Source organism: Mitsuaria sp. PDC51 (assembly GCF_900113225.1).
In the GTDB taxonomy this organism is placed as follows: domain Bacteria; phylum Pseudomonadota; class Gammaproteobacteria; order Burkholderiales; family Burkholderiaceae_C; genus Roseateles.
Genome location: NZ_FOZE01000001.1, coordinates 1016408 through 1028636 on the forward strand (window position 1 = coordinate 1016408; position 12229 = coordinate 1028636).

General features: G+C 71.2%; 10 protein-coding genes and 1 tRNA gene. 7 read left to right on the forward strand and 4 right to left on the reverse strand.

Annotated features, from left to right (window positions below; genetic code table 11):
- The first annotated feature begins 9 nt into the window (after positions 1-9).
- Positions 10-86, forward strand: a tRNA-Pro gene (locus BM393_RS04495).
- On the opposite strand, the gene BM393_RS04500 is transcribed toward BM393_RS04495, so the two are convergent.
- Entirely contained in the window at positions 87-1409 is a 1323-nt protein-coding gene (locus BM393_RS04500) for an acyltransferase family protein (RefSeq protein WP_175538186.1), read from the reverse strand.
- 134 nt (positions 1410-1543) lie between these two features.
- Here BM393_RS04500 and BM393_RS04505 point away from each other — a divergent pair, with 134 nt between their 5' ends.
- From BM393_RS04505 to BM393_RS04525, 5 genes are all read left to right on the forward strand, one after another.
- The gene (locus BM393_RS04505; protein WP_091722678.1) at positions 1544-2434 is read left to right on the forward strand and encodes a LytTR family DNA-binding domain-containing protein; all 891 of its coding nucleotides are present in this window, start codon (positions 1544-1546) and stop codon (positions 2432-2434) included.
- Positions 2435-2497: 63 nt separating this feature from the next.
- On the forward strand, positions 2498-3655 hold the full coding sequence (locus BM393_RS04510; RefSeq protein WP_091722681.1) for an ABC transporter permease: 1158 nt from the start codon (positions 2498-2500) through the stop codon (positions 3653-3655).
- On the forward strand, positions 3652-4518 hold the full coding sequence (locus tag BM393_RS04515) for an ABC transporter ATP-binding protein (RefSeq protein WP_091722684.1): 867 nt from the start codon (positions 3652-3654) through the stop codon (positions 4516-4518). Before BM393_RS04510 ends, BM393_RS04515 begins: the two co-directional genes overlap by 4 nt.
- 54 nt (positions 4519-4572) lie before the next feature.
- Positions 4573-5535: an MlaD family protein gene (locus tag BM393_RS04520; protein WP_091722689.1), complete on the forward strand. Its 963-nt coding sequence runs from the start codon at positions 4573-4575 to the stop codon at positions 5533-5535.
- Positions 5532-6164 (forward strand): ABC-type transport auxiliary lipoprotein family protein, encoded by a 633-nt coding sequence (locus BM393_RS04525; RefSeq protein WP_091722693.1) that lies wholly within the window; start codon positions 5532-5534, stop codon positions 6162-6164. Before BM393_RS04520 ends, BM393_RS04525 begins: the two co-directional genes overlap by 4 nt.
- An 87-nt stretch (positions 6165-6251) precedes the next feature.
- Here BM393_RS04525 and BM393_RS04530 read toward each other — a convergent pair whose 3' ends face one another.
- The 3 genes from BM393_RS04530 to BM393_RS04540 form a co-directional block, all read right to left on the reverse strand.
- The gene (locus BM393_RS04530; RefSeq protein WP_091722697.1) at positions 6252-7106 is read right to left on the reverse strand and encodes a J domain-containing protein; all 855 of its coding nucleotides are present in this window, start codon (positions 7104-7106) and stop codon (positions 6252-6254) included.
- 138 nt (positions 7107-7244) lie between these two features.
- Positions 7245-9440: a sodium-translocating pyrophosphatase gene (locus BM393_RS04535; RefSeq protein WP_091722701.1), complete on the reverse strand. Its 2196-nt coding sequence runs from the start codon at positions 9438-9440 to the stop codon at positions 7245-7247.
- Between the two features lie 304 nt (positions 9441-9744).
- Positions 9745-10962, reverse strand: a complete 1218-nt coding sequence (locus BM393_RS04540) for a citrate synthase family protein (RefSeq protein ID WP_091722705.1) — start codon at positions 10960-10962, stop codon at positions 9745-9747.
- Positions 10963-11212: 250 nt separating this feature from the next.
- Between BM393_RS04540 and BM393_RS04545 the strand changes: the two genes are divergently transcribed.
- A complete protein-coding gene (locus BM393_RS04545; protein ID WP_091725025.1) occupies positions 11213-12199 on the forward strand; it encodes a tripartite tricarboxylate transporter substrate binding protein in 987 nt (328 codons plus the stop codon).
- The last annotated feature ends 30 nt before the right edge of the window (positions 12200-12229 follow it).

Here is a 12229-nt window from a genome sequence, read left to right on the forward strand (position 1 = left end):
AGGCTTCGTCGGGGTGTAGCGCAGCCTGGTAGCGCACTTGCATGGGGTGCAAGGGGTCGCGAGTTCGAATCCCGCCACCCCGACCATTAATAAGAAGAATCGGAAAGCCCGGTACCGCAAGGTGCCGGGCTTTTTGCTTTCCGGCGCTTGCGCTTCGAAGGGGCCAAAGGATCCAAGGGGGCAGAGCGTCCCGAGGGGCCCAGGCCCATCCAGGGTCGCAGCGCGTTGACGCGCATCGCCACGAGCGCGGCGAGCAGGCAGCCGAGCGCGGTGATCGCCACCAGCGCGAACGCTTCCAGCGCCAGCGGCCAGTGCAGCGGCGCCAGCAGGTGGCCCGCGATGACCGTCACCGTCTGGTGGACCAGATAGAACGGGAACACCGCCAGCGTCAGCCAGCGCAGCATTGGCGAATCGCGGTCGGCGAACCACTGCCGACCGAAGCCCATCACCGCCACGATCGGCAGCCACTGCTTGCCGGCGTTGAGCGCGCGCAGCGCCATCAACAGCGCGTCCGGGAAATCCTCGCCATGGGCCTGGCGCCACGCGCTCCTGATCGCTTCCGAGAGCCCCTGCACGGCGATGTAGCCCAGCAGCGCGGCCCAGCGCCAGCGGCGCGCGGCGGCCCAGGCGCCGTGCCGGTCGTCGCGCGACCCGAACAGCGCAAAGCCCAGCAGGAACATCGCGGCGTACACGCCATGCTGGTAGCCGTCGTGGAGCAGGTCGTGGGTGGTGGGAAAGCGCTCCAGCAAGTGCTGGCGCAGCAGCGCGAAGACCAGCCAGGGCACCCAGAGCAGCCGGCCGTCGGCCACCAGCCGCCCCCATGCCGGATGCGCGAGCACTCGGCGCCCGCCGGGCAGCATCAGCGCCAGCAGCACCAGCACGGTGTAGGTCCAGAGGTAGGGCAGGAACCAGAGGTGGTTCCAGGTCGGCAGCGCCAGGCAGTCGTCGCCGCGGCAGAAGCCGTGGTACGCCTGGAAATAGAGCTTCAGGAAATCCAGGTAGCTGCCGCTGTAATGGAGCTTCTCAACCACCTCGAGGTAGGCCTGCGGCGGCACGATCACCGCCATCCCGAACAGCAGCGGCAGCAGCAGGCGCTGGCTGCGCGTGGCGAGCAGCGCACCGGGGCGCTCCGCGCGTTGCGCCATCAAGGCGGTCGCCGCGCCCGAGATCACGAACAGCAGCGACATCCGCCAGGGGTTGAGCCACAGCATCCAGGCCTCGAGCGCCGGGACGAGCCGCGGCGACTTCACATGCCAATCCCAGCTCACGTAGAACATGCCCGAGTGGTAGAGGATGAGCAGCGCGAAGGCGATCACGCGCAGCCAGTCCAGTTCGGTCAGGCGGGACGATCCAAGGGGCGCTCCGAGGGGCGACCCCGTTCGGGGGAGGGCGGGGGAGGGGGTGTTCATGGCGGCCAGCATCGGTGCCGGGGCCGGGCGCGGCGTCGGAATGTGACGAGCCGCCCCCGCGCGGTGACGATCCGCCCCGTCCCAGGGGCGACGATCGACCGCCACCGCGCCGCGCCCGCCTACACTGCGCCGCCATGACCGAGGACAAGTGGCTGCGGCTGTACCTGACCCATCGGCGCTGGGTGGAGCGCGGCGCCTGGGCCTTGCTGCTGCTCGGCTCCGCGATCGCCAACACGATCACCACCAACCTCGACATCCGCCGCGCCGGTCTCGCCTTCAAGGCGTGGGAGCCGGCGGTCTGGGAGTTCTCCAGCGCCATCCTCTGGCTGATCCTGATTCCCTGGATCCTGCGCGCCGCCGACACCCGGCCGCTGCGCTGGGGCCAACTGCGCCGCCATCTGCCATGGCACCTGCTGTTCGCGCTGATCACCAGCCTGGCGCATGTCCTTGGTATGGTGGCGCTGCGCAAACTGGCCTATGCGACGCAGGACGCGCATTACGACTTCGGCGACTGGCCGCTCGAGCTGGTCTACGAGGCCCTCAAGGACGTGCGCAGCTATGCCTTCATCCTGCTGATCGCGGGCGCCTACCGCCTGTTCGTCTGGCGCTGGCAGGGGGAAGCGAGCGTGCCAGTCCCCGCGCCCGACAGCGGGCCCGCACCGGCGCCCAGCAGCGCGCCCGCGCCTGCGCCCGCCGCGCTGCCCGAGCGCCTGCTGGTGAAGAAACTCGGCAACGAATTCCTGTTGCCGGTGGACGAGATTGAGTGGGTGCAGGCCTGCGGCAACTACGTCAACCTGCATCGCCAGTCCCATGACTACCCGCTGCGCAGCAGCCTGGGCGCGTTCGAGCAGCGCCTCGATCCGGCGGTGTTCGCGCGGGTCCATCGCAGCTACCTGGTGCGGCTGCGGCTGATCGAGGCCATCGAGCCCACCGAGTCCGGCGATGCCCACCTGCGCCTGCGCGACGGCAGCCGCGTGCCCTGCAGCCGCACCTATCTGGAGCGGCTGCGGCAGCGTCTTGTCTGACGGGGCGATCTCCTGTCCGCCGAGTTCACCGGACCGCCCCCGCGCGGCTATGCTCTGACCCCAATGGACGCCCCCCTGGATTCCCCCGCCGCCGCCGACCCGTCGCCGCGCCTGCTGCGCGAGCCCGGTGAAGGCGGCCGCGTGCGGGCGCGGCTGGAGGGCGACTGGACGCTGCTCGCGCTGCGCGAGCGGGTCGAGGCGCTGCGGGGCGAGCTCGGCGAGGTGCCGACCGCGAACGTCTCCTGGGACCTGAGCGCGGTGCGGCGGCTCGATCCGACCGGCGCGCTGCTGCTGTGGCAGGCCTGGGGGCGCCGCCAGCCCGAGGACCTGCGATGGCCGCCAGCGCCGATGAAGGACATGTTCCAGGCGCTGTTCGCGCGCCTGGGCAGCAAGCAGGGCAAGCCGGCGCGACCGCCGCGGATCCAGAACGTCCGCCAGTTCGGGCAAGGCCTGCTGAACCTGGCGAGCCACCTGCTCGACGCGGTCGCGCTGCTGGGGCAGGTGACCCGCGACCTGGGCACGCTGGCGCGCCATCCCAACCTGATCGCGTGGAAGGACATCTCCGCGCACCTGTACCGCAGCGGCGCGCAGGCGCTGGGCATCACCGCGCTGGTGGGCGTGCTGGTGGGCATCACGCTGTCCTACCTGACCGCCAAGCAGCTGCAGAGCTATGGCGCCGACATCTACGTCATCAACATCCTGGGCATCAGCGTCTGGCGCGAGCTCGGACCGCTGCTGGCGGCCATCCTGGTGGCCGGGCGCAGCGGCTCGGCGATGACCGCGCAGCTGGGCGTGATGCGGGTGACGCAGGAGCTGGACGCGCTGTCGGTGATGGGCATCTCCCACACGATCCGGCTGGTGCTGCCCAAGATGGCGGCGCTGGCACTGTCCTTGCCCCTGGTGATGACCTGGACCAGCTGCATGGTGCTGCTGGGCGGCATGGTGGCCGCGCGGGCGACGCTGGGGCTGGACTACGTGCAGTTCCTGCAGGGCCTGCCCGCCGCGGTGCCGGTGGCCAACCTGTGGCTGGGGCTGTCCAAGTCCGCGGTGTTCGGGCTGATGATCGCGTTCGTCGCCTGCCACTTCGGCCTGCGGATCAAGCCCAACAGCGAAAGCCTGGGGACCGGCACCACCGATTCGGTGGTGAGCGCGATCACCGTGGTCATCATCGTGGACGCGATCTTCGCGGTGATGTTCTCCGACGTGGGACTGAAGCAATGAACGAGTGCATCGAACCCGGTCCGGCCGAAGCGGTCGACGCGCTGGAGGTCCAGGCCGGCGATCCCGTGATCGAGGTGCGCCACGTGGGCACGGTGCTCGGCGGCGTGCGCATCCACAAGGACCTGAACCTGACCGTCACGGCCGGCGAGGTGCTGGGCATCATCGGCGGCTCGGGCAGCGGCAAGACCACGCTGCTGCGCCTGATGCTGGGCCTGGAGCGCCCCAGCGAGGGCGAGGTGCTGGTCTTCGGCCAGAAGCTGGGCAAGTGCGAGGCGACCGACCTGGCGCGGGTACGGCACCGCTGGGGCGTGCTGTTCCAGCAGGGCGCGCTGTTCTCCGCGCTGACCGTGTTCGACAACATCGCGCTGCCGCTGCGCGAGCTCAAGAGCCTGCCCAAGGACCTGATCGCGGAGCTGGTGATGACCAAGCTCCAGCAGGTCGGCCTGAAGCCGGAGGACGGCATCAAGATGCCGGCCGAGCTCTCGGGCGGCATGGTCAAGCGGGTGTCGCTGGCGCGCTCGCTGATCATGGATCCGCAGCTGCTGTTCCTGGACGAGCCGACCGCGGGCCTGGACCCGGCGAGCTCCAAGGGCTTCGTGCAGCTGATCGAGAGCCTCAAGCGCGAGATGGCGCTGACGGTGGTGATGGTCACCCACGACGTGGACACGCTGTTCGCGATCGCCGACCGCGTGGCGGTGCTCGCGGACCAGCACCTGATCGCGCACGGGCCGCTGGAGCAGGTGGTGAACCAGCCGCATCCGTTCATCCGCAACTTCTTCCTCGGGCATGCGGAGCGCTGCGCCGCGGACAACCTGCGCAGCTATCGCGACGCGCTGCATCACCGGGACGAGCTGGCCGCCTGAACGCGGGGGCGGTGGGCTTCACCAGGACAACGACAAGAGGATTCGGGCGGGCACATGGAAAACAAGGCGCATGCATTGGCCACCGGGCTGTTCGTGCTGCTGCTGGGCGCGGCGCTGGTGGTGATCGTGCTGTGGTTCCGCGGCGACCGCGGCGACACGCAGACCTTCACCGTGGTCGCCGCCTCCGGCGTGCCGGGGCTCAACGTCAAGGCGCCGGTGAAGCTGCGCGGCGTGCAGATCGGCAAGGTGGATTCGATCCGCTTCGACCCGGCGCAGCCGCGCCAGATCCTCGTCGACATCGAGGTGGACTCGGACGCGCCGATCGCGCCGGGCACGCAGGCCAAGCTCGGTTACCAGGGCATCACCGGGCTGTCCTTCATCGACCTGGACGACGGCAGGGAGCCGGCGGATCCCCGGCAGAGCGTGCTGCAGACGCGGCGCATCCCGCTGGCGCCCGGCTTCCTCGACCAGTTGCAGGACGTCGGCCCGAAGCTGGCGGCCGGCGCGCTGGCGACGATGGACCGGATCCAGAAGGTGCTCAGCGACAGCAACCAGCAGCAGCTGTCGCAGACGCTGGCCCACCTGAACGAGGCCTCGGGCGAGCTCAACGCGCTGGTCAAGGAGCTGCGCCCGACCGCGCAGGCGCTGCCCGCGCTGGTGAAGAACACCGACGGGCTGGTGGTCGCCGGACGCGACACCCTGGGCAACGTGGACACGCTCGCGAAGCAGGGCGGCGCGCTGGTCGAGGAATACAAGGGCAAGGCCGTCGCGATCGACCAACTGGGCGATGCGGCCGCGCAGCTGCAGCGCACGCTCCGGCGCGTGGAGCTGTCGCTGGTCGGCTCGGCGGACAAGCCGCGCCAGCGCGCGGTGCTGGACGACCTGTCGCAGGCCGCGCGGGCCCTGGAGCGCGCGGCGCAGAACATCGGCGACCAGCCGCAAAGCCTGATCCTCGGGCCCCGGCCCGCGGAACCCGGCCCCGGCGAATCCGGCTTCGAGGCGGGAGCGAAGAAATGATCGAACGCGAAGAACTTCCCCGCACCGGCGGCGTGCGCCGCGCCTGGACGATCGGCGCCGCCGCGCTGGCCGTCGTGCTGATGGCCGCCTGTGGCAGCCGCGCGCCGGCGCCGACGCAGCGGGACCTCGGTCCCGTCCCCGCCTGGCCGGCGCAGGCGCCGCTGGCCAAGCGCGTCGAACTGCAGGCGGTGACCGCGCCGGAGACCCTGCAGGGCACCGGCATCGCCTACCGGCTCGCGGACGCCGACCCGTACGCGCGGCGCGTCTACCGCGACTCGCGCTGGGCGGCGCCGCTGCCGGTGCTGGTGGCCACGCGGCTGCGCCAGCAGATCGCGCGCGCGCCGGTCGCGCCGGGCGCCGATCCGCAAGTGGTGATCGGCGTCACGCTGGAGCTGGAGGAAAGCCTGCAGAGCTTCTCCAGCGCGTCGCGCAGCGAGGTGCAGGTGCGCCTGATGGCGACGGCGGAGGACGGGTCGCAGCGCGCGTTCGACCGGACCGAGCCGGCGGGCGGCAATGCCGAGGGCGCCGTGAAGGCGACCGCGGCGGCCGTGGACGCGCTGGCGCCGGAGATCGCGACCTGGGCCGCGAGCCTGTCGCCGCGGCCCACGCCGGCACGCGGCCGTCGCTGAGCCTCGCGCAACCCCGTCTTGGGAGCGGGACGGCGCATGTGGGGCACGCGCTCGCCGGCGCCCCGTTCCGCCTCGCGGGAGAAAGGCTCAGACCGCCGCGATGCCGCCGCCCAGGCGCTGCTGGCGCTGGCGCAGGAAGGCTTCGGCCATGCTGGACTCGGGCTGCAGGCGCTGCCCGATGTAGAGCTCCTGGCGGCGCTCGGTGATCTGGGCGCGCAGGCGGTTGGCCATGATGGCCAGCGGGTCGAGGCCCTTCTTCTCGGCGCGCTCGATCGATTCGCCGAGCGCATGCATCGTGTGGTTCTTGAGCAGGGCGGTATGGGCCTGCACCACGCGCAGCCTGCCCTGCACCGCGCGCTCCGCGTTGCGCAGCCATTCCAGGACCGCGTCGGCGTCGCCGCCGCGCACCTTCACCAGGCTCTCGCCCGCGGCCAGCAGCAGCGCTTCCAGCCGCCCGCGGTCGCCGCTCGCGTAGGCCTCGTTGACCTCGGCCATCTTGCGTTCGCGCCGGGCGCGCTCGGCATCGTCCGGCGCCAGGTCCGGATGCAGCCGCTTCGCGGCGCGGCGGTAGAGCGTCTTGAGCGGCGGCGGGCCGACCTGGACCAGGCCGCCCTCGGGCTCCGCCGGCAAGGGCGCGCCGGCGGGCAGCACCGGCAGCTGCGGCATCGCGGTGGCGCGGGGGGATTCGGGCGGGCGGGTGTCCAGGCCGTTGCGGGCCAGTGCCTCGTGCAGGTAGCGCATCGCGCAGTAGAGCTGCGATTCCAGCGCGTCCAGCTCCATGTAGAGCGGCCCCAGGGCGGCGACGTAGCGGTCGACGAAACGCTGCATCCGCTGCCGGCACTCGGCGTAGTCGGCTTCCTGCGAGGCCAGGAAGCGCTGGAGCTCGACCAGTTGCTCGCGGCGGCGTTCGAATTCGCGCGGCGTGATGGCCTGGCTGAGCATGTTGAGCGGAGTCCCTGGACGATGGCGGTATGTGCGCCGATTCTGCCGCGAGCGCCTGAGCGCCGAAAGCGCAAACAGCCCCTCGCGGGGCTGTTTTTCTCAGCGTTTTCACGGGGGCGCGTGCGCCCCCCGCCCACGTCAGGGCGTGGAGGCCGCGCTGGCCGCTTCCATCGGGCCGCTGGCGACGGCGTCGGGCACCGCGGGAGGCGTCGCGGTGTCCGCCGCCGGCGCGCTGGCCGCGGGCGGCACATGGGCGCCGGCCGCCGGGCCGCCGACACCGACCGCCGGCAGCAGCGGCACGATCAGCAGCGCGACGATGTTGATGATCTTGATCAAGGGGTTGACCGCCGGGCCGGCCGTGTCCTTGTAGGGATCGCCGACCGTGTCGCCGGTCACCGCGGCCTTGTGGGCGTCGCTGCCCTTGCCGCCGTGATGGCCGTCCTCGATGTACTTCTTGGCGTTGTCCCAGGCGCCGCCGCCGGTGCACATCGAGATCGCCACGAACAGCCCGGTGACGATGGTGCCCATCAGCAGGCCGCCCAGCGCGGCGGGTCCGAGCACCAGGCCGACCACGATGGGCACGACCACCGGCAGCAGCGAGGGCACGATCATCTCCTTGATCGCCGCCGCGGTGAGCATGTCCACCGCGCGGCCGTACTCGGGCTTGCCGGTGCCTTCCATGATCCCCTTGATGTCGCGGAACTGGCGCCGGACCTCCTCGACCACCGAACCGGCCGCGCGGCCCACCGCCTCCATCGCCATCGCGCCGAAGAGGTAGGGGATCAGGCCGCCGATGAACAGCCCCACGATCACCATGTGGTTGCTCAGGTCGAAGCTGACGCTCAGGCCCTGCTGCTCCAGCGCATGGGTGTAGTCGGCGAAGAGCACCAGCGCCGCCAGGCCCGCCGAGCCGATCGCGTAGCCCTTGGTCACCGCCTTGGTCGTGTTGCCGACGGCGTCCAGCGGGTCGGTGATGTCGCGCACGCTGTCGGGCAGCTCGGCCATCTCGGCGATGCCGCCGGCGTTGTCGGTGATCGGCCCGTAGGCATCCAGCGCCACCACGATGCCGGCCATGCTGAGCATCGCCGTCGCCGCGATCGCGATGCCGTACAGCCCCGCCAGCTTGAACGCGACCAGGATCGCGACGCAGACGAACAGCACCGGCCAGGCCGTCGAGCGCATCGACACGCCCAGCCCCGCGATGATGTTGGTGCCGTGGCCGGTGGTCGAGGCCTGGGCCACGTGCTGGACCGGCTTGTAGTCGGTGCCGGTGTAGTACTCGGTGATCCACACCATCGCCGCGGTCAGCAGCAGGCCGACCAGGCAGGAGAAGAAGAGGGCGTTCGCGCCGATGGTCTGGCCGCCCGGCAGCGTCAGGTCCTGCGGGAACAGCGCGCGGGTGATGAACCAGAACGCGATCGCCGACAGCACGCCGGCCACCACCAGGCCCTTGTAGAGCGCCGGCATCACGTTCTTCATGCCGGGGCTGGCCTTGACGAAGCCGCAGCCGATGATGGACGCGATGATCGACGCGCCGCCCAGCACCAGCGGGTAGATCAGCGCCGCGATCGACATGCCGCCGAAGGTCAGCGCGCCCAGCGCCATCGTCGCGATCAGCGTGACCGCGTAGGTCTCGAACAGGTCGGCCGCCATGCCGGCGCAGTCGCCGACGTTGTCGCCCACGTTGTCGGCGATCACGGCGGGATTGCGCGGGTCATCCTCGGGGATGCCCGCCTCGACCTTGCCCACCAGGTCGGCGCCGACGTCGGCGCCCTTGGTGAAGATGCCGCCGCCCAGCCGCGCGAAGATCGAGATCAGCGACGAGCCGAAGGCCAGGCCCAGCAGCGGCTTGAGCGTCTGGCTGTCGGCGTGGGTGCCGTTCTGGCTGACCCACATGAAGAACAGGCCCACGCCCAGCAGGCCCAGGCCGACCACCAGCATCCCGGTGATGGCGCCGCCCTTGAAGGCGACATTGAGCGCCGGCGCCATGCCCTGCGTCGCCGCCTGCGCGGTGCGCACGTTGGCGCGCACCGAGACGTTCATGCCGATGAAGCCGCAGGCCCCGGACAGCACCGCCCCGACCAGGAAACCGAGGGCGGTCTTCCAGTCCAGCGCCACGCCGATCAGCACGCCCAGCACCACGCCGGCGATGGCGATGGTGCGGTACTGGCGCGCCAGGTAGGCCGCGGCGCCTTGCTGGATCGCCCCGGCGATCTCCTGCATGCGCGGGTTGCCGGCATCCTGGCTCAGGATCCAGCTGCGTTGGATAAAGCCGTAGAGCACCGCCGCCAGCCCGCAGGCCAGCGCGAAGTACAGCGCCAAACTCGTCGACATGTGTGTGTCTCCTCTCGCTGATCGCCATCCTGTGAAGACGTTCCATCCAGCGGGCGCCGGGCCTGCGCGCACGCAACAGCAACAGTCCGTCGACCCATGCTAAGGCCGTGAATACCGCATGGCATGAGCGTTTACCAGCGGATCACAGGGCTTTGCAAGGCGGGTGTCAGGCTTTGCGGGATGGGCACGCCGGAGCCGGGCAAGGACTGGCCCCGGGCACGGCCCGTGCCCCGTCGGTAGGCTTTACGCGGCCTTCATCGGTCGCGCGGTGTCGTCATCGTCCGCGCCGTCACGCCTGGCGCCGTCACCGTTTCCGGCGGGCCTTGCGCGGGTCGGGCGCCTGGGCCGCGCTCGGGCCGATGTAGCGACCGCGCGGACGGATCACCGAATCGACGGCCAGTTGCTCCATCGCGTGCGCGAGCAGGCCCACGCTGCGTGCGATCGCGAAGATCGCGAACGCCGCGTCGGCGGGCAGCCGGTAGCGCGCGACCAGCGCCGCGAGCGCCACGTCCATCGACGGCGGCAGGCCGGTGAGCGTCACCACGCGCTCGATCAGGCGTGCGATCGCGGCCGGCGGCTTGAACTCGTCCATCAGCGCCGCGGCGCGCGGATCGCCGTCCGGATAGATGGGGTGGCCGAAGCCGGGCAGCGGCATCGCGGCGGCGAGGTAGCGGTCCACCACCGCGTCGGCGCCTTCGCGCTCGACCTCGTCAAACAGCGCGCGCACGCGCCCGGAGGCGTCGCCATGCAGCGGACCGGAGAAGGTGGTCAAGCCCGCGAGCAGGCAGGCCGGCAACGAGGCGCCGGTCGACGCGGTGATGCGGGCGGAAAACGCGGAGCTGGTGATCTCGTGGTCGGCGGCGAGCACCAGCGTCTTGCGCAGCAATGCGGCGACGGCCTTCGGCAGTCCCCAGCCGCGCGCGAGGCGCTCATGCAGCGGCCGGTCGTCCTCCTCCGAGGCGCCGAAGGCGACCGCGAGGCGGCCCACCAGGCCGGCGGCCTCTTCGACCAGCACGCGCGGCAGGCGGCCGCGCGTCGAGTGCCCGGTCGCGGTCAGCGCGGCCAGCTCGGCGAACGCCCGGGCCCGGCCCACGGGCAGCGAGGCCACCACGTCCAGCGCCGACGCGGCCGGCGATCCCGGCACACCCACGGGACTCGGGAAGCCGGGCGCCTGCTCGAGGTTCCACAGCAGTTGCGCGGCGTCCTCCAGCGTCGCCGTCGCCGCGAGCTCCACGACGTCGACACCGCGGTAGAAGGGCCGCCCGCCGGAGAAGGTCGAGATCGCCGTCGGCAGGCTGGGCTCGGCGCCGAACAGCGTCGTGGCCGCGAGCGTCTCGCGCGTGCGCCCGGTCTCCTTGCGCCGCAGCAGCGCCTTCACGTCCTCGGCGCGGTAGAGGCTGCGGCGCGAGTCGGCCGGATCGGGGCTGACGCCGATCCGGCCGCGGCTGACGTAGGCGTAGATCGTCTGCGCGCGCACGTCGAGGGCGTCGCGGGCTTCGTCCAGGGTCATCCAGGGGGACATGCGTGGGCGGGAATCTGGTCGTCGAGGTCGTCAATGTAATCGTCAACATCAGGCGTGTCCAAGCGCTCGCGTCGAGACACGCGCCGTCTTTTCGTCGGCGCCAGCGATTTGAATTGATCTTGATGATCAATATTGACGATGCAGTGGCGGACCCGCAGCATGAGTCCACGCGACATCGACGAGGGTCGTCCAGAAATCCTCGCGGTGCCGACCTCATGCCCACCCCCACGGAGACAACCGCATGACCCGCATGAATCCCGCGCGCCGCCTGGCCGCGCTGACCCTCCTGAGTTCGGCCAGCCTGGCATCGCTCCCCGCCTGGGCGCAGAGCCCGGCGGCTGCTGCCAGCGCCTATCCGTCCAAGCCGATCACGATCGTGGTCGGCTCCAGTCCCGGCAGCACCACCGATGGCCTGGCCCGCGCGATCGGCGCGGAGATCACCGCCGCCACCAAGGTGCCGGTGGTCGTCGAGAACAAGGCCGGCGCCAGCGGCGGCATCGCGGCCCAGGCGGTGGCGCGGTCTGCGGCGGATGGCTACACGCTGTTCATCACCACCAACACGACCCAGGCCGCCAATCCTCACCTTTTCCGCAAGCTGGCCTACGACCCGGTGAAGGACTTCGCCCCGGTGGGCGCGCTGGTCAAGGGCTATCTGCTGCTGGTGACGCATCCGCGGGTGGCCGCCCGCAACGTCACCGAGCTCAGCGCGATCGCGAAGCAGCAGCCGTTGACCTTCGGCGCGGGCAGTTCGTCGGCGCGCGTCGCGGCGGAGCTGTTCCAGCAGATGACGAAGACCCAGCTGACCTATGTGCCGTACAAGGCCAATCCGCAGGCGATGGTCGACCTGGTCGGCGGCCAGGTGGACCTGATGATCGTGGACCTCACCACCAGCCTGCCGCAGGTCAAGGCCGGCAAGCTGAAGGCGCTGGGCGTGAGCAGTCCCCGGCGCTCCCCGCTGGTCCCGGACCTGCCGACGATCGCCGAGGCCGGCCTGCCCGGCTACGAGATCAGCTACTGGAACGCGGTGTACGCGCCCGCCGGCACGCCCGCGCCGGTGGTCGAGCGCCTCAACGCCCTCATGCAGAAGGCCATGACCGCCGAGCCGGTGCGGCGCTTCGTCGAGCAGAACGGCATGGAGCCCTTCACCTCGACGCCGGCCGAGCTGGCGAGCTTCCAGGCGGCCGAGTACCGGCGCTGGGGCGCCGTCATCAAGGCCGCCGGCATCCAGCCCGAATGAGGCGCGCGGCCCGGCCGCCCGTTCCCCATC